Genomic DNA, 16,703 nt, shown 5'->3' with positions numbered 1-16,703 from the left:
GCATTCTGCCACGCCACCGTAGCCACCCTGGGGCCCATGAAAAAGCCGGCCCGAAGGCCGGCTTTCAGCAAGGCGACTCGACTTAGCGCACGCCTTCCTGACGCAGCGCTGCGGGGGTGAAGTCGCTTTCAGAGGCGCTGTAGTTGAAGTCGTAGGCGGATTTCTCCTCGTTCTTCAGGCCCAGCACCAGGTAGCGGCTGGAGAGCAGGTCGTACAGGGTTTCCGCGGTGTACCACGGTACCTGGTTGTTGTAGTAGTACTGCGAGAAGGCCTCGGCTACGCGCCACAGGGTGCCGCGGCCGTCGTAATGGTCGATCTCGGCGGCTTGCCAGGTGTCCTCGTCGATGTAGAAGTCACGCTTGGCGTAGATGTGGCGCTCGCCGGCCTTCAGGGTGGCGACCACATGCCAGACGCGGTGCAGCTCGTAGCGGGTCAGGTCCTGGTTGAGGTGGCCGGGCTTGATGATGTCCGCATACTTCAGCTTGGGATCGTCGAGCTTGTAGTTGTTGTACGGGATGTACAGCTCCTGCTTGCCCACCAACTTCCAGTCGTAGCGGTCCGGCGCGCCGTTGTACATGTCCAGGTTGTCCGAGGTGCGCAGGCCGTCGGCGGCGGTGCCGGGGCCGTCGTAGGACACCTGCGGGGCGCGGCGCACACGGCGCTGGCCGGCGTTGTAGAGCCATGCCAGACGCGGTTCCTTGACCTGATCGAGGGTCTCGTGCACCAGCAGCACGTTACCGGCCAGGCGCGCCGGGGCGGTGACCTGCTGCTTGAAGTAGAACAGCACGTTGCTCGGCTTGCTCGGGTCGTAGTCCTTCAGGTCGGTGCGGAACACGAACTCGTCCTGGAAGTACACCAGCGAGTAGCTGCCGTTGACCTGCGGGGTGGCCTGGGTCACCAGACGGCGCACGTGGCCGCCGCGGTAGCGGGTGATGTGGTTCCAGATGACTTCCAGGCCGTTCTGCGGGATCGGGAAGGGGTTGGCGGTCTGGAAGTTCTGCAGGCCGTTGCCGCCCTGCACCAGGTTGGTGGCGGTGGCGTTCTTCCTGGTCGCTTCCAGCACCGAGTCAGGCAGGGTGGCGGTGCGGTGCGACGGGTACACCGGCATCTTGTAGGTGTCGGGGTAGCGCTTGAACATGGCCAGCTGGCCGGGGGTCAGCTTGTCCTTGTACTGCTCGACGTTCTGCGCGGTGATGGTGAACAGCGGCTTCTCGCTGGCGAAGGGGTCGGCGAGGAAGCCCTTGCTGTCCACGGCGCCGGCGTTCTTCGGCAGGCCGCCGGTCCAGGCGGGAATGCTGCCGTCGGCGTTGCCGGCCTTCTCGGCGCCGACCGGGGTCAGGGTGGTGCCCAGCTTGGCGGCGTCGGCGGCGGACACCGCAGCCATCACCTGGGTGGCCAGCAGGCTCAGGCCCAGGGCCAGTGCGCCGGTTTGCAGCAGTCTCTTTGTTGTTCTCATTATCGCGTCGTCCTCGATGAGTCGTTACTGCTCGCGCAGCGGCCGCGCCGCCGCGCTCGCGATCTCTGTCTGCTGGCGCCCCGCCCGGGCCCGGGCGGGGCGCGGGTGCCGCTTAGAAGTTCACGCCGAAGCTGAGCGCGACGAAGTCGCGGTCGACCAGGGTGGAGTACTTGCCGTCGAAGTAGTTGGTGTAGGAAAGGCTCGCGGTGTAGGTGTTCATGTAGTCGGCGTCGACGCCCAGGCTGATCGCCTTGCGGCCTTCCTCGAAGTTGCCGCCCGGGCCGGGCGAATAGCCGTCTACGTCGTGGGACCAGGCCACGTTGGGCTTGAGGTTCACCCCGGCGAACACGTCGTTGTAGTCCCAGATGGCGCGCATGCGGTAGCCCCAGGAGTCGGCGGTGGTGAAGCCGTCGTTCTCGCAGTTGCGCGACAGGTTGTTCTTCGGCGCGCTGCCCAGGGTCGAGTTGTTCAGCACCTGGCAGGTGTTCAGGTTGCCGGTCGCCGGGAGCGGGCCGGGGCCGAACACCGGGTCACGGCCGTAGCGCGCCTTGGAGGTGCTTTCCAGGCCGCCGACGTGGGTCCAGCCCACCTCGCCCACCAGGGTCAGACGCTCGGCGCCCATGACCTGGTCGAAGAAGTGGGTGAAGGTGGTCTGCAGCTGGGTGATTTCCTTGCGGCGATAGCCGTGCTGGTCGGTGTCCGGAGCACCCTGGAGCACCGAAGCGTTGCCGTACACGCCGCCCAGCGGCACCACGCCGGAGAACAGGATGTCGGTGGTGTTCAGCTGCACCGGGGCGTTGGGCCGGTAGCTGATCTCGCCCTGCCAGGCCGTCCCGGTGGGCAGGGTGGTGGAGAAGCTCAGGCCATACAGGTGGATGTCCTCCGGGTACTCGACGAAGTACGAGGAGTTGCCCGCCACCAGCAGCGGGGCGAAGGCTTGCAGCGGGGTGCCGCTGAGGGAGTTGGCCAGGTTGTAGATGGACTGGGAAGCGCCGCGGCCGCTGAAGATCGGCAGGCGGCTGTGGTAGTTCATGTAGTAGCCACCGAACTCGGTGTTCAGGGTGTCGGCGTAGTACTTCAGTGACAGGCCGTACTGGCCGCTGTCGCGAGCGTCGCGGTCCGGCCCGCGGCGTACCAGGGCGCCCTCGTTGTTGACGTCCACGCCGAACTGCTTGGCCAGCGCCACGTTCCCCGCCCCCAGCGCCTGGGCATTGGTCAGCACGCGCAGGTTGTCGGTGCAGCCGTCGGCGATCACGTCCGGCTGGGAGAAGAAGGTGCCGCAGTTGTCCACCACCGTCTGGTCCCACTCCAGTTGGTAGAAGCCTTCGGCGGAGAGGTTGTCGGTGAGGTTCTGCGACAGGTAGAACATGTTCACCGGCACCAGGGCTTCCTTGATCTCGGAGCCCGGGCGGCGCAGCGCGGTGACGTCGAACGGGTTGATCGAGTTGATGCCGCCCTGGATGAAGGTGCTCTCGCCCCAGTTCACCACCTGCTTGCCCAGGCGCACGTTGCCCGGCAGGTCGGCGATGCTGTACTTGTGGTAGATGAAGGCGTCCAGCAGCTCGGCGCCGGAAGCCTTGGCGGCAGTCTTGCGGCCACTGTCGCTGAGCGGCTTGAACTCGGTGCTCTCGTCCTTCTGCTCGAAGTCGTACCAGTACTTGCCGCGCAGGAACACGCCGGTGTCGCCGTACTTCAGCTCCAGGTCGTGGATGCCCTTGAAGATCTTGGAGAAGGTCTTGCCGGCCTTGTAGTTCAGGTGGCCGTCGTCGGAGGTCTGCGACAGGCCGTGACCGCCGTTGTTGGAACCGATCAGGTTCTTGTCCGGATTCTGCGTCGACCAGCTGGCGCCGACCGACAGGCTGGAGTCGAAGGAGCCCTCGATCTCGCCGATGTTGAAGGTGACCGCCGAAGCGGGGGTGGCAAGCGTGGAAGCCAGGCTGACGGCCAATGGCAAACGAGCCAGGCGCCAGATCTTCTTCATTTGTGTCATCGACGCTACTCCATGTGTGTTTTTTGTTATGAGTGGCAGCGACTATAGCCAGCCCCCCGGCGGGCTTGATCCCTCGAAAGTGTGATTTAGCGCGTCGCTGCGGCAACGAGCCGCAAGCTAGACGGCTCGCAGAAAGGATTAGCAGAGGCTGCGCCCCGTGCCAAGCGCTTGCTCGGGGGACGCAGCTTGTAGGGAAGGGCTTACAGGGCGGAGAGGAATTCGCTGCCGGACTCCTGCCAACGAGCGATATCCACACGGATGCGCTTCTTGTCCAGCTTGCCCACGCTGGTCTTGGGAACTTCAGTAACAACGGCGATCTGCGAAGGAATCGCCCACTTGTTGATGTGGCCCTGCTCGACGAAAGGCTTGAGGTGTTCCTTCAGCCCCTTGGCGTCCAGCTGCTGGCCCTCGAAGAGCACCAGCAGGGCGAACGGGCGCTCGCCCCATTGCGGGTCCGGCACCCCTACCACCGCCACTTCGCGCACCGCCGGGTGACGGCTGATGAGGTCTTCCAGCTCCAGCGAGGACAGCCATTCGCCGCCGGTCTTGATCACGTCCTTGATGCGGTCGCGGATGTCGATGAAGCCCATGCCGTCGAGGGTGGCCACGTCGCCGGTGTGCATCCAGCCGCCGGCCCAGAGTTCCTCGCCCTTCTGCGGCTCGCGGAAGTAGCCCTGGGTCAGCCAGGGCGAACGCAGCACCAGCTCGCCCTGGGACTCGCCGTCGGCCGGCAGCAGCTGGCCGTGCTCGTCCATGATCGCCGCGTCCACCAGCGGCACCGGCACGCCGGCCTTGATCCGGTAGGTGGTGCGCTCGTCCTCGCTGCCGGCCAGGAGTTCGTCGTTGAGGTAGGCGCAGGAGATCAGCGGGCAGGTCTCGGACATGCCGTAGGCTGCGGTCAGCTGGATGCCGCGGGCCTGGGCCGCCTCATACAGCGAGCGGTTCAGCGCGCTGCCGCCGATGATGATTTTCCAGTCCTTGAAGTCCACGCCCTGGGCGGCCTTGGCGTTCATCACCATCTGCAGGATGGTCGGCACGCAGTGGGAGAAGGTGACGTTCTCGCGTTTCCACAGATCGACCAGCAGTTCCGGGTCGTAACGCCCCGGGTACACCTGCTTGATACCGAGCATGGTCGCCACGTAGGGCACGCCCCAGGCATGCACATGGAACATCGGCGTGATCGGCATGTACACGTCGCTGTTGCCCATCAGGCGGATGCTGTCCAGGCTGGCGATGGTCGAGGCCATGGCCAGGGTGTGCAGCACCAGCTGGCGGTGGGTGAAATACACCCCCTTGGGGTTACCGGTGGTGCCGGTGGTGTAGAAGGTGGTGGCCACCGAATTCTCGTCGAAGTCGGGGAAGGCGTAGCGCGGGCTGGCCGCGGCCATCAGCGTCTCGTACTCGCCGATGCAGTCGTCCAGGGCGCAGCTCTTGTCGGCGCCATCGCTCAGCAGCAGGGTCTTCTGCACCGTGGTCAGTTGCCCGGCGATGCCCTGGTAGAGCGGCACGAACTCGGCGTTGACCAGCACGAAGCGGTCCTCGGCGTGGTTCATGGTGTAGAGGATCTGGTCCGGCGAAAGACGGATGTTGATGGTGTGCAGCACCGCGCCGATCATCGGGATGGCGAACATCGCCTCCAGGTAGCGATGGCTGTCCCAGTCCATCACCGCCACGGTGTCGCCGGCCTGCACGCCGGCCTCGGTGAGCACGTTGGCCAGGCGCGCCACGCGCTCGTTGAAAGTGGCGTAGTTGTAGCGCACCAGGTCGCGGTAGACGATCTCGCGGCTTTTTTCGTAGCGCGCGCCGGACAGCAGCAGGCTCTTGATCAGCAACGGGTACTGGTAGGCATTGCTCGCAGCGGGGAGGAGACGGGTCTTGAGCATATTCGGCTTACCTGTGGGACCTTCATGGGAGTCGATGCCGGTGACTGTAGAGGTGCAACCATGACCAATCATCCATCCAAAGAGTGATTTGCGGGTGACTCTTTGGCCTGATCGGGTCACGCGCTAGAATCGCCGCCACCCGGTCGTTCACGGCCGAGCCCCCAGAACACTCCGAGAACAAAAGCCAAGAGGTAGTTTTCCATGTCCGAAATCGTCATCGTCAGCGGCGCCCGCACCCCCATGGGCGGCTTCCAGGGCAGCCTGGCCGGAGTTTCCGCCGTCGACCTGGGCGCCGTCGCCATCCGCGAAGCAGTCGCCCGCGCCGGTATCGAGGCCGGCGATGTCGAGGAAGTGATCATGGGCTGCGTGCTGCCCGCCGGTCTGAAGCAGGGCCCGGCCCGACAGGCGGCGCTCAACGCCGGCCTGCCCGCCGCCACCGGCTGCACCACCATCAACAAGCTGTGCGGTTCGGGCATGAAGGCGGTGATGCTGGCCCACGACCTGCTCAAGGCCGGGACCAACCAGGTGATGGTCGCCGGCGGCATGGAGAGCATGTCCAACGCCCCCTACGTGCTGGAGAAAGCGCGCACCGGCCTGCGCATGGGCCACGCCGAGATCAAGGACCACATGTTCCTCGACGGCCTGGAAGACGCCCGCACTGGCCGCCTGATGGGCTCCTTCGCCCAGGACACCGCCGACAGGAACGGCATCACCCGCGAAGACATGGACGCCTACGCCATCGAATCGCTCAAGCGCGCCCAGGCCGCGATCCAGGATGGCTCGCTGGCCAGCGAGATCGTCCCGGTCACCGTCACCACCCGCAAGGGCGAGGTCGTGGTGAAGGACGACGAACAGCCGCTGACCGCCAACCTGGACAAGATCCCCAGCCTGAAACCCGCCTTCAAGAAGGACGGCACCATCACCGCGGCCAACGCCAGCTCCATCTCCGACGGCGCCAGCGCGCTGGTCCTGATGACCGCCGAGGAAGCCGCCCGCCGTGGCCTGAAGCCGCTGGCGAAGATCGTCGGCCACGCCACCCAGAGCCAGGACCCGAGCGAATTCACCCTGGCCCCCATCGGCGCGATGACCAACCTGTTCAGGAAGACCGGCTGGAACAAGGACGACGTCGACCTGTTCGAGATCAACGAAGCCTTCGCCATGGTCACCATGCTGGCCATGCGCGAGCACGGCCTGGACCACGCCAAGGTCAACGTCTACGGCGGCGCCTGCGCCCAGGGCCACCCGGTGGGCTCCACCGGCTCGCGGATCATCGTCACCCTGATCAACGCCCTGCAGAAGAAGGGCGGCAAGCGCGGCGTGGCCTCGCTGTGCATCGGCGGCGGCGAAGCTACCGCGGTGGCCGTCGAACTGCTCTGATGCCCTTCGCGCCGCCCCGCCGGGCGGCGCGCTCCACCTCAGCGTCGGCGCAGAGCCGCTACCTGCCGCGCGCTCACCGTCGGCGCCTCGTGCCCCCAGGCCTGGCGCAGGAAGGTCGCCAGCGCGGCCACCTGCCGGTCGTCCAGCCGCCAGCCGAAGTCCGGCATGCGCAGCCCGCTCGGCGCCGCCTCGGTGACCGCCATGCGCGAACCCTCGAGGATGATGCTGATCAGCGAGGAAGGATCGTCACCGAGCACCGCCGAGTTGCCCTTCAATTGCGGGAAGGTATTGCGATACCCGGCACCATCCGAGCGATGGCAAGCCGCGCAGTTGTCGAGGTACAGGGCCGCGCCCTCGCTGGCTGGCTGCCCCGAAGCCAGCGCCTGGTAGGTGGAGCCATCGTCGTGCAGCAACATCGCCGCGGAGTGGCCTTCGCCCAGCGATTTCAGATAGACAGCCACGGCCCGCAGATCTTTCTCGTCGAAGTACTGGGTACTGTCCTGCACCGCCGCGGCCATGGCACCGAAGGCCGCTGTACGCTCCGTATGCCCGGTCCGGAGAAAGGTCATCAGCTCGGACTCGCTCCAATTCTGCAGGCTGGCCGGCGTGGCGCCGGTCAGGTCCGGCGCATGCCAGCCCTCCAGGGTGCCGCCGCTGAGGTAGCGGGGGTCGCGCTGATCCACGGCCTGCTCCTGGAAGGCCAGCCCGCGCGGGCTGTGGCAACTGCCGCAGTGCCCCAACCCCTGCACCAGGTAGGCCCCCCGGTTCCACTCGGGCGAACGCCGCGGGTCGTCCTGGTAGGGCCCGCTGTCGGCGAACAGGCTGTCCCACGCCTGCAACGGCCAGCGCATGTTCAACGGCCAGGGAATCTCCGCGGCCCGGTTGGCCTGTTCCACCGGGTGCACACCCTGGCGGAAGTACAGGTACAGGTCAGCGATGTCCTGGTCGCTGATCCTGGCGAAGGAGGGATAGGGCATGGCCGGGTACAGGCGGTGACCGTCCGCTGCCACGCCCCCGCGCACGGCCCGGGAGAAATTCCCCAGGGTGTAGGTACCGATCCCGGTGTGCGCATCGGGCGTGATGTTGGTGGAGTAGATGGCGCCGATCGGCGTCCCCATCTTCAGGCCCCCGGCGAATGGGCGCGCGGGGTCGGTGGTGTGGCAGGCGGCGCAGTCCCCCAGGCGGGCGAGGTATTCGCCGCGGGCGATGGACGACGCCTCGTCGGCGCGGGCCGTACCTGCCACCGACAACGCCAGGAGCAGTGGTGCGAGCAGCCTTGCTGAAATGTTCATGGCCGGCCTCCTCATGCGTCCACCAGCGGGCCAGGATCGCGCAGGTAGCGTTCGCGGATCGCCTGGGCGGCCCAGTAGGCCAGCACCCCGACCATGCCGGTGGGGTTGTAGGCCATGTTCTGCGGGAAGGCGCTGGCGCCGAGGACGAACAGGTTGGGCACGTCCCAGCACTGCAGGTACTTGTTCAGCACGCTCTGCCTGGGGTCCTCGCCCATGATCGCGCCGCCGGTGTTGTGGGTGCTCTGGTAGCTGATGGCGTTGAAGTGCTCGCCGAAGGCCGGCGCGTGCACCACTATCTTCCGCGGGCCGAGCACCCGGGCGATCTCGCTCAGCCGCTCGGCCATGAAACGCCCCTGGCGGATGTCGTTGGCCTTCCAGTCGAAGGTCATGCGCAGCAGCGGCAGGCCGTGCACGTCGCGGTAGTTCGGGTCCAGGTCCAGGTAGCAGTCGCGGTAGGCCATGTTCGAACCTTCGGCGCCCAGCGACATGCTGTGCCCGTAGCTGTCGCGCAGCGCCTGTTTCCAGCCGCTGCCCCAGGTCGGCGCATCGTCCGGCAGGAGCGCCTGCTGGATCGGACGCCCGCCCGAACTGCCTACCGACAGATAGGCGCCACCGATGAAGTCCCGCTGCCCGGCCTTGAACGCCTCGCTGTTGAAGTCGTCCAGCGCCACGGTGCCGCCACCCGCCCCGATGAAGGGATTGAAGTGGGTGTCCTTGTCGAAGAACAGCGAAACCCCGGCATTCATCTGGTACGCATAGTTCTTCCCCACGACGCCTTCGCCCGTGCGCGGATCGTAGGGCTTGCCGATCTTCGAGAGCAGCAGCAGGCGCACGTTGTGCAACTGGTAGGCGCTGAGGATCACCAGTTCCGCAGGTTGCTCCACCTCCCGGCCCTGGCTGTCGATGTAGGTGACCCCGGTCGCCTTGCGGCCGCTGGAGTCGGTGTTGATGCGGATGACCTGGGCCTGGGTGCGCAGTTCGAAGTTCGCCTGCCGGTACAACGCCGGCAGGATGGTCGACTGCGGCGATGCCTTGGAATACAGGTAGCAGCCGAAGCGCTCACAGAAGCCGCAGTAGTTGCATGGCCCCAACTGCAGGCCATAGGGGTTGGTGTAGGCCTCGCTGCAGTTGGCCGCGGGGGAGGCGAACGGGTGCAGCCCCAGTTCCAGCGCGCCGGCCTTCAGCAGTTCGCCGGAGTAGAAGGTCTTCAGCGCCGCGGTCGGATAGGGTGCATGCCGGGGCGCCTCGAACGGGTTGCCGCCCGGCAGTATCCGCCCCTGCAGGTTGCCGGCCTGGCCGGCGGTGCCGCAGACCTTCTCGAAGCGATCGAAGCAGGGCTCCAGTTCCTCATAGCTCACGCCCCAGTCCTGGATGGTCATGCCCTCGGGGATGGCCGCCTTGCCATGCCGCTCCAGGGTATTGCTGCGCAGTTTCAGGTCGTAAGGCTGCATGCGCCAGTGCATGCCATTCCAGTGCACGCCGGCGCCGCCCACGCCGTTGCCGGGCAGGAAGGCGCCCAGGCGCCGGTAGGGCACCGCCCGGTCGGCCAGGCCATGGCGCAGGGTCACGGTTTCCCGGGCGAGGTTCTGGAACAGCTTGTAGCGGATGCCATAGGTCAGCTCGTCGGCGATCCTCGGGTAGGCGAAGTCCGGGTAGGTGTCGCGCTGCTCCCCGCGCTCCAGGGCGACCACCCGCAGCCCGGCATCGACCAGTTCCTTGGACATGATCGAGCCGGTCCAGCCGAGGCCGACCACCACCACGTCCACCGCCTCCCTGCGCGTGGCGCTCATAGCTCACCCCGCTGGCCGGAGATGCTGACCGGCCCTTGCGGGTAGGCCTTGTTCGGCTGGTCCACCCAGTCGGTGAAATCGGCGCGCGCACCGGGGAAGCCGATCATCCGCCAGGACGCCATGCTGCGGTTGCCGCCATGGATGGGATCGGCCAGGTAGCCCTCCCGGGTGTTCTGCCAGAGCTGTTCGAAGAACATCGACTCCGGGCAGGCCTCGAAGGCTATCCGGCCGCCCTCCATCTGCGTCAGCAATTCCTCCTGGCGGCCGCGCGGCAGTTCCTGGAAGCGCTTGCCGGCGAACTGCTGCCGACAGTGGCGCTGCAGCGCGGCGATACCCAGGCGGTAGATTTCCCTGGGGCTCAGGCGGCTCTGGTGGCCCAGTTCGGCGGGCGCCTCGAAGAACGGCCCCTGCAGGTACCAGATGCCGCCATGGCCATAGGCGGTCTCCATCTGCCGGTCGATGAACTCGGGCACCCCTTCGGCCACTGCGCCGGGGCCGTTGTCGTCATCGGGGATCAGGCAGTCGCAGGCGGCCAGCAGGAACAGCCACTCCTCGGAGTTGAAAAAGCGTGGCTGATAGGCCTGGCCCGGCTCCGGTGCGCTCTCGGCGCGAACAACGCCAGTCCCCATCACCGCCACGGCGGGAATGAGGCTCAGCGAGCCCTTGAGGAAACGGCGACGGGATGGGCCTGCAGCAGAGGCATTCCTTGGCATGGTTTGTTGACCTTCTCGAAGAGGAAACGCTTCGATACTAGCCATAGAGACCACACAGTTAGCAGGCTAATTATTGCAATAACGCTCTGTCGATTCCGCAAAAATCCCCGCGCAATCCAAGATCAAAAACCCGCTTTGCTTTTCGTAGGAGCGAGCTTGCTCGCGAACAAACGCGGTGCCATGCGGTTCGCGAGCAAGCTCGCTCCTACGAAAAGCGCGAGTCCCCAACCCTCAGCGCAACTCGGTGAAAGCCAGCTTGACCCCCAACCCCACCAGCACCGCCCCCATCATCCGGTCGAACCAGTGCCCCATGCGGGCGAAGCCGGCGCGCACGCGCTGCTGGCTGAACAGCAGCGCCACGAAGCTGAACCAGGCCGCGGTGGCGCAGGCCAGGTAGACGCCGTAGCCGGCCTGCACCAGCACCGGGGTGTGCGGGTTGATGACCACGGTGAACAGCGAGAGGAAGAACAGCGTGGCCTTGGGGTTCAGGCCGTTGGTGACGAAGCCGGCGACGAAGGCGCCGCGCGGGGTGCGTTCGCTGGGCGCGGCAGCATCCACGCTGCCGTCGCCACCGCTGGGCTTGGCGCGCAGGGCCTTGATGCCGATGTAGAACAGGTAGGCCGCGGCCAGCCACTTGAGGGTGTTGAACAGCATGATCGACTGCGAAACGATCAGGCCGATGCCCAGCAGCGAGTAGGTCACGTGGATGGAAATGGCGCAGCCCACGCCCAGCGCCGTCCAGGTGCCGGCGCGGCGGCCGTGGGTGACGCTCTCGCGCACCACCACGGCGAAGTCCGGGCCCGGGCTGGCCACCGCCAGCAGGTGGATCAGCGCCACGGTGAGAAATTCCGTCCAGTACATGCAACCTCCGCAGGGGTGGGAAAAAACCGTTAGGCTGGCAACTTTAAGAGCCTGCTCACGATCTCGCGAGCTAGAGCAGAACAAGGCGAAAACAGGCGAGGAAGCGCAGTTTAGTCCGCTAAATGAGCATTACTCGCCTGTTTTTAACGCAGTTATGCCGACGCGCAGCAGATCGTGAGCAGGTTCTCACGCCAGCCCCGCTTCCCGCAAAAGGTACAGCCAGCGATGAACAGCACTCGCGCCGTCTTTCTCGACACAGCCTCCCTCGACCTCGGCGACCTCGACCTGCAGCCCCTGCGCCAGGCCTTCGGCGAACTGGTCCTGCACCCCGCCAGCGCCCCCGGCGAAATCGCCGGGCGCCTGCGCGAGGCCAACGTGGCCATCAGCAACAAGGCGCCCATCAGCGCCGAAACCCTGGCCCAGTGCCCGGACCTCAGGCTGATCCTGGTCACCGCCACCGGCACCAACAACATCGACCTGGCCGCCGCCCGCGAGCGTGGCATCGCCGTGGCCAACTGCCAGGGCTACGGCACCGCTTCGGTAGCCCAGCACGCCATCCTGCTGCTGCTCGCCCTGGCCACCCGGCTGCCCGACTACCAGGCGGCGGTCCGCGCCGGACGCTGGCAACAGTCCACCCAGTTCTGCCTGCTGGACTTCCCCATCGTCGAGCTGGAAGGCAAGACCCTCGGCCTGCTCGGCCATGGCGAACTGGGTGGCGCGGTGGCCCGCCTGGCCGAGGCCTTCGGCATGCGCGTGCTGCTCGGCCAACTGCCCGGCCGCCCGCCGCGCGCCGACCGCCTGGCGCTGGACGAGCTGCTGCCGCAGGTCGACGCCATCAGCCTGCACTGCCCGCTGACCGAGCAGACCCGCGGGATGATCGGCCAGCGCGAACTGGACCTGATGAAGCCCGGCGCCTTCATCGTCAACACCGCCCGCGGCGGCCTGATCGACGAGCAGGCCCTGGCCGACACCCTGCGCCGCGGCCACCTGGGCGGCGCCGCCACCGACGTGCTCAGCGTCGAGCCGCCGAAGGACGGCAACCCGTTGCTGGCCGGCGACATCCCGCGGCTGATCGTCACCCCGCACAACGCCTGGGGCAGCCGCGAGGCGCGGCAGCGCATCGTCGGCCAGGTGACGGACAACGCCGCGGCCTTCTTCCGCGGCGACAAGCTGCGGCGGGTCGACTGAAGCGCGAAGTGCTAAACTCGCGCCCTTTTTCAGGAGGCCGCATGTCCAACGCCCCCACCAGCGAGGTGCTGCTGCGCCAGATCGAACGTTTCTCCGGCCGCGTGCTGCTGGCAGGCCTGCCCGCCGACGGCCTGCTCGGCGAGCTGCCGCAAGCCCTGGGCTGGAGCTGGCACGCCGGCGAGCAGCGGCAGCTGGACGGCCGCTACCCGGGACGCTGCCATTTCGGCGTGACGCCGCCGGAGGGCGAGTTCGACGCCGCCGTGCTGTTCCTGCCCAAGTCCCGCGAGTTGACCGACTACCTGCTGGCCGCCCTGGCCAGCCGGGTGCCCGGCGGCCAGCTGTACCTGGTGGGCGAGAAGCGCGCCGGCGTCGAGCGCGCCGCCAAGCAGCTCGGCGCCCTGGCCAAGGCCGCCAAGCTCGACAGCGCGCGGCACTGCCAGCTGTGGCACGCCGCTATCGACGGCGCCCTGCCCTGCCCCGACCTGCACGCCCAGTCCCTGCGCTACACGCTGGCCCTGGCCGACGGCGAACTGCAGGTGGTCACCCTGCCCGGCGTGTTCAGCCATGGTCGCCTGGACCGCGGCAGCGCCCTGCTGCTGGAACACCTGGACGGCCTGCCCGAAGGCCACGTGCTGGACTTCGGCTGCGGCGCCGGCGTGCTCGGCGCGGTGCTCAAGCGCCGCTACCCGGGCAGCCGCCTGAGCCTGCTCGACGTCGACGCCTTCGCCCTGGAGAGCAGCCGCCTGACCCTCGCCGCCAACGGCCTGGAAGGCGAGGTGATCGGCGGCGACGGCATCGACGCGGCGCCGGCCGGCCTGGCCGCCATCGTCAGCAACCCGCCCTTCCACCAGGGCGTGCACACCGACTACCAGGCCAGCGAGCGCCTGCTGCGCGAAGCCGCGCAACACCTGCGCCCGGGCGGCGAACTGCGCCTGGTGGCCAACAGCTTCCTCAAGTACCCGCCGCTGATCGAACAGCACCTGGGCCCCTGCCGCAGCCTCGCCGAGGGCGACGGTTTCCGCATCTACAGCGCCCGCCGCCCCTGAGCCCGGGCGCCTCGCCGCAGCCCCACTACACTCCACCCAGACCGAAAGGGCGCGCCGGGCCGGCGCGCCTCACGAGCCGAGGATCGCCGTGAAAAGCACCGTGAAAGAAGCCGAGCTGACCTTCGTGAAGTCGCCGGAGACGACTCCAGCGCACCTGAAGCGTTCGCTCAAGCCCAGGCACCTGAACATGATCGCCATCGGCGGCTCGATCGGCACCGGGCTGTTCGTCGCCTCCGGCAGCACCGTCGCCACCGCCGGCCCCGGCGGCGCGCTGCTGGCCTACGCGCTGATCGGCCTGATGGTGTTCTTCCTGATGACCAGCCTGGGCGAGATGGCCGCCTACATCCCCGATTCCGGCTCCTTCTCCACCTACGGCAGCCGCTTCATCGACGATGGCTTCGGCTTCGCCATGGGCTGGAACTACTGGTACAACTGGGCGGTGACCATCGCCGCGGAACTGGTGGCCGCGCAGCTGGTGATGCACTTCTGGTTCCCCGAGGTGTCGGGCATCTACTGGAGCGCCGGCTTCCTCGCCATCATGTTCGGCCTCAACTTCTTCTCGGTGAAAGGCTTCGGCGAGAGCGAGTTCTGGTTCGCGCTGATCAAGGTGGTGGCCGTGGTGATCTTCATCGGCATCGGCCTGGCCAGCATCTTCGGCATCATGCACGGCATCGACTCCCCCGGCTTCAGCAACTTCACCACTGGAGACGCGCCCTTCGTCGGCGGCCTGCAGGCCATGGTCGGGGTGGCGATGATCGCCGGCTTCTCGTTCCAGGGCACCGAGCTGATCGGCGTCGCCGCCGGCGAGTCGGAGCACCCGCACAAGTCGATCCCCATCGCCATCCGCCAGGTGTTCTGGCGGATCCTGATGTTCTACATCCTGTCGATCTTCGTCATCGGCATGCTCATCCCCTATACCGATCCGAACCTGCTCAAGACCGACAGCAGCGACATCAGCACCTCGCCCTTCACCCTGCTCTTCGAGCGCGCCGGCCTGGCCGCGGCGGCCGGGGTGATGAACGCGGTGATCCTCTCGGCGATCCTCTCCGCCGGCAACTCGGGGATGTACGCCTCCACCCGCATGCTCTACACCATGGCCCTGCATGGCCAGGCGCCGCGCCTGTTCCAACAGATCTCGCAGAGCGGCGTGCCACGCTACGCGCTCTATGCCACAACGCTGGTCGGCGGGCTGTGCTTCCTCACCAGCTTCATCGGCGACAAGACCGTCTACACCTGGCTGCTCAACACCTCGGGCATGTGCGGCTTCATCGTCTGGCTGGGCATCGCCATCTCCCACTACCGCTTCCGCAAGGGCTACCTGCTGCAGGGCGGCAAGCTGGAGGAGCTGCCCTACCGCGCCAAGTGGTTCCCCTTCGGCCCGTTGTTCGCCTTCGCCCTGTGCCTGGCGATCACCCTCGGGCAGAACTACCAGGCGTTCGTCGGCGAGACGATCGACTGGACCGGGCTGGTCGCCACCTACGTCAGCCTGCCGCTGTTCCTCGTCATCTGGTGGGGCTACCGGCTGAAGAACGGCAGCTGCTTCGTCCGCTACGAGGAGATGGACGTCACCTCCGGCCGCGACGTCGACTGAACGCCGGGCTTGCCCAAGCCGGACGACTTGGGCAGAATGCGCCCCGTCCTAGGGGAGTAGTCTCCCGCGAGCGGTTCCCGCCCTCGCCCGGCACGCGTCAACACACTTGGTCCGCAGACCATGGCGCGTGCGGCCCCAAGGCCCGCAGCAGTCGGGCCCGGGTTTGACAAGACCTATGACACGAGCGATCCGACCCGGGGTGGGCGGATGGCACGTGTCATTGGTGATTAGTCGACCCGCCCCCTTAGGAAAGCCTGATGGAATCCCTGTTCGTCCCCATCCTGGTGGTTGCCCTCGCCGAAATCGGCGACAAGACGCAACTGCTCGCCCTTGTCCTCGCCGCACGCTTCCGCAAGCCCTGGCCGATCATCGCCGGCATCATCGCCGCTACCCTGGTCAACCACTTCGCCGCCGGCGCCGTAGGCAAATGGGTCTCCACCTTCTTCTCCGAAGCCGCCCTGAGCTGGCTGCTGGCCGCATCCTTCCTCGCCGTGGCGGCCTGGACCCTGGTGCCGGACAAGCTGGATGACGACGAAGAGGGCGGCCTGAAGAAATTCGGTCCCTTCCTAACCACGCTGATCGCCTTCTTCCTCGCCGAGATGGGCGACAAGACCCAGGTCGCCACCGTGATGCTGGCCGCGCAGTACCCGCACTTCTGGCTGGTGGTGCTGGGCACCACCATCGGCATGCTGCTGGCCAACGTGCCGGTGGTGCTGGCCGGCAACTTCGCCGCCGAACGCCTGCCGCTGGCGCTGATCCGCCGCCTGGCCGCCTGCGCCTTCGCGGTCCTGGGCCTGGCCGCGGCCTGGCACGCGGCCAAGCTGTCAGGGCTGTTCTGACAGCCGCTCCGGCGTGGCGGCCAATGTTGCCGCCACGCCTTCGTCCTACAGTTGTGGCTGTCGTCCCTTCGCTGAAGGAAACAGCCATGACCGACAAGGACCTGAAACGCCTCGCCCGCCAGCACATCGACCTGAGCTGGAACAAGGGCCGCCTGGCCCTGGCCACCCAGCTGCACAGCCCCGACTTCCTCTACAAGAGCAGCTTCTCCGCCCAGCCCCTGGACAGCGCCGGCTACCGGCAACTGATCGAGGGCATCCGCGCGTCCATGGACGACCTGGAAGTGGTGGTCGAGGAATGCATAAGCGAGGGCCACAAGGTGTTCACCTGGAGCACCCTGGTGGGCACCATCAGCCGCCCCGCCTTCGGCTACCCGGCCAGCGACAAGGTGGTCAGCATCCCCGGCATGGCCCTGTGGCTGTTCAACAGCCAGGGCAAGCTGCAGGAGCTGTGCACGCTGATCGACATGGAAAGCTTCCGCAGCCAGATGGGCCTGCAGAACCGCCCGCTGGCGGAGCAGGCGTTGCCCTGAGGCGGCAGCCTTCTCTTGTAGGAGCGCGCCTTGCGCGCGAAATCGCGGGCAAGGCCCGCTCCTACAGTTGTCGGTGAGGCACGGCATTTCCCCGTAGGAGCGGACCTTGTCCGCGATAGCCGGACGTATCGGCGCGATTCGCGGATA

The 16,703-nt window shown here is 67.0% G+C and carries 13 protein-coding genes and 1 riboswitch; of the genes, 6 read left to right on the top strand and 7 right to left on the bottom strand.

Going from position 1 to position 16,703, the window contains the following annotated elements; all coding sequences use genetic code 11:
* Nucleotides 1-82 precede the first annotated feature (82 nt).
* The 3 genes from BM060_RS03705 to BM060_RS03695 form a co-directional block, all read right to left on the bottom strand.
* Entirely contained in the window at nucleotides 83-1,456 is a 1,374-nt protein-coding gene (locus BM060_RS03705; protein WP_009617481.1) for a DUF1329 domain-containing protein, read from the bottom strand.
* Between the two features lie 112 nt (nucleotides 1,457-1,568).
* A complete protein-coding gene (locus BM060_RS03700; RefSeq protein WP_074977407.1) occupies nucleotides 1,569-3,446 on the bottom strand; it encodes a DUF1302 domain-containing protein in 1,878 nt (625 codons plus the stop codon).
* 200 nt (nucleotides 3,447-3,646) lie between these two features.
* Complete coding sequence (locus BM060_RS03695; RefSeq protein ID WP_074977406.1) at nucleotides 3,647-5,329, bottom strand: fatty acid--CoA ligase; 1,683 nt, start codon at nucleotides 5,327-5,329, stop codon at nucleotides 3,647-3,649.
* A 201-nt stretch (nucleotides 5,330-5,530) separates the two neighbouring features.
* On the opposite strand from BM060_RS03695, the gene BM060_RS03690 reads away from it, so the two are divergent.
* Nucleotides 5,531-6,706, top strand: coding sequence for a thiolase family protein (locus BM060_RS03690; protein ID WP_074977405.1), 1,176 nt, complete (start codon nucleotides 5,531-5,533; stop codon nucleotides 6,704-6,706).
* Between the two features lie 38 nt (nucleotides 6,707-6,744).
* Here the strand turns inward: BM060_RS03690 and BM060_RS03685 are convergent, their stop codons facing one another.
* From BM060_RS03685 to BM060_RS03670, 4 genes are all read right to left on the bottom strand, one after another.
* Entirely contained in the window at nucleotides 6,745-7,998 is a 1,254-nt protein-coding gene (locus tag BM060_RS03685; protein ID WP_074977403.1) for a cytochrome c, read from the bottom strand.
* Between the two features lie 11 nt (nucleotides 7,999-8,009).
* Complete coding sequence (locus BM060_RS03680) at nucleotides 8,010-9,788, bottom strand: GMC family oxidoreductase (RefSeq protein WP_074977401.1); 1,779 nt, start codon at nucleotides 9,786-9,788, stop codon at nucleotides 8,010-8,012.
* Nucleotides 9,785-10,501 carry a gluconate 2-dehydrogenase subunit 3 family protein gene (locus tag BM060_RS03675; protein WP_074977397.1) on the bottom strand — a complete coding sequence of 239 codons (717 nt, stop codon included), beginning with the start codon at nucleotides 10,499-10,501 and terminating at the stop codon, nucleotides 9,785-9,787. Before BM060_RS03675 ends, BM060_RS03680 begins: the two co-directional genes overlap by 4 nt.
* 231 nt (nucleotides 10,502-10,732) lie before the next feature.
* Nucleotides 10,733-11,362, bottom strand: a complete 630-nt coding sequence (locus BM060_RS03670; RefSeq protein WP_074977395.1) for a LysE family translocator — start codon at nucleotides 11,360-11,362, stop codon at nucleotides 10,733-10,735.
* A gap of 225 nt (nucleotides 11,363-11,587) precedes the next feature.
* Here BM060_RS03670 and BM060_RS03665 point away from each other — a divergent pair, with 225 nt between their 5' ends.
* From BM060_RS03665 to BM060_RS03645, 5 genes are all read left to right on the top strand, one after another.
* Nucleotides 11,588-12,550 carry a 2-hydroxyacid dehydrogenase gene (locus BM060_RS03665; protein WP_074977392.1) on the top strand — a complete coding sequence of 321 codons (963 nt, stop codon included), beginning with the start codon at nucleotides 11,588-11,590 and terminating at the stop codon, nucleotides 12,548-12,550.
* Nucleotides 12,551-12,591: 41 nt separating this feature from the next.
* Nucleotides 12,592-13,596: a methyltransferase gene (locus BM060_RS03660; RefSeq protein ID WP_074977390.1), complete on the top strand. Its 1,005-nt coding sequence runs from the start codon at nucleotides 12,592-12,594 to the stop codon at nucleotides 13,594-13,596.
* A 124-nt stretch (nucleotides 13,597-13,720) separates the two neighbouring features.
* The gene (locus BM060_RS03655) at nucleotides 13,721-15,187 is read left to right on the top strand and encodes an amino acid permease (protein ID WP_074977823.1); all 1,467 of its coding nucleotides are present in this window, start codon (nucleotides 13,721-13,723) and stop codon (nucleotides 15,185-15,187) included.
* Between the two features lie 39 nt (nucleotides 15,188-15,226).
* Nucleotides 15,227-15,377: riboswitch (yybP-ykoY riboswitch) on the top strand.
* 67 nt (nucleotides 15,378-15,444) lie between these two features.
* Nucleotides 15,445-16,026, top strand: a complete 582-nt coding sequence (locus tag BM060_RS03650; RefSeq protein ID WP_116422710.1) for a TMEM165/GDT1 family protein — start codon at nucleotides 15,445-15,447, stop codon at nucleotides 16,024-16,026.
* An 86-nt stretch (nucleotides 16,027-16,112) separates the two neighbouring features.
* Complete coding sequence (locus BM060_RS03645; protein ID WP_009617468.1) at nucleotides 16,113-16,556, top strand: ketosteroid isomerase-related protein; 444 nt, start codon at nucleotides 16,113-16,115, stop codon at nucleotides 16,554-16,556.
* Nucleotides 16,557-16,703 lie beyond the last annotated feature (147 nt).

The sequence above is a fragment of the Pseudomonas citronellolis genome (assembly GCF_900112375.1).
Lineage (GTDB): Bacteria > Pseudomonadota > Gammaproteobacteria > Pseudomonadales > Pseudomonadaceae > Pseudomonas > Pseudomonas citronellolis.
This window is presented reverse-complemented; position numbering and strand designations above follow the sequence as displayed.

What these genes read in the sequence shown, in the direction of transcription:
- BM060_RS03705 (WP_009617481.1), bottom strand. Translation starts at nt 1,456, where the DNA reads ATGAGAACAACAAAGAGACTGCTGCAAACCGGCGCACTGGCCCTGGGC.
- BM060_RS03700 (WP_074977407.1), bottom strand. Translation starts at nt 3,446, where the DNA reads ATGACACAAATGAAGAAGATCTGGCGCCTGGCTCGTTTGCCATTGGCC.
- BM060_RS03695 (WP_074977406.1), bottom strand. Translation starts at nt 5,329, where the DNA reads ATGCTCAAGACCCGTCTCCTCCCCGCTGCGAGCAATGCCTACCAGTAC.
- BM060_RS03690 (WP_074977405.1), top strand. Translation starts at nt 5,531, where the DNA reads ATGTCCGAAATCGTCATCGTCAGCGGCGCCCGCACCCCCATGGGCGGC.
- BM060_RS03685 (WP_074977403.1), bottom strand. Translation starts at nt 7,998, where the DNA reads ATGAACATTTCAGCAAGGCTGCTCGCACCACTGCTCCTGGCGTTGTCG.
- BM060_RS03680 (WP_074977401.1), bottom strand. Translation starts at nt 9,788, where the DNA reads ATGAGCGCCACGCGCAGGGAGGCGGTGGACGTGGTGGTGGTCGGCCTC.
- BM060_RS03675 (WP_074977397.1), bottom strand. Translation starts at nt 10,501, where the DNA reads ATGCCAAGGAATGCCTCTGCTGCAGGCCCATCCCGTCGCCGTTTCCTC.
- BM060_RS03670 (WP_074977395.1), bottom strand. Translation starts at nt 11,362, where the DNA reads ATGTACTGGACGGAATTTCTCACCGTGGCGCTGATCCACCTGCTGGCG.
- BM060_RS03665 (WP_074977392.1), top strand. Translation starts at nt 11,588, where the DNA reads ATGAACAGCACTCGCGCCGTCTTTCTCGACACAGCCTCCCTCGACCTC.
- BM060_RS03660 (WP_074977390.1), top strand. Translation starts at nt 12,592, where the DNA reads ATGTCCAACGCCCCCACCAGCGAGGTGCTGCTGCGCCAGATCGAACGT.
- BM060_RS03650 (WP_116422710.1), top strand. Translation starts at nt 15,445, where the DNA reads ATGGAATCCCTGTTCGTCCCCATCCTGGTGGTTGCCCTCGCCGAAATC.
- BM060_RS03645 (WP_009617468.1), top strand. Translation starts at nt 16,113, where the DNA reads ATGACCGACAAGGACCTGAAACGCCTCGCCCGCCAGCACATCGACCTG.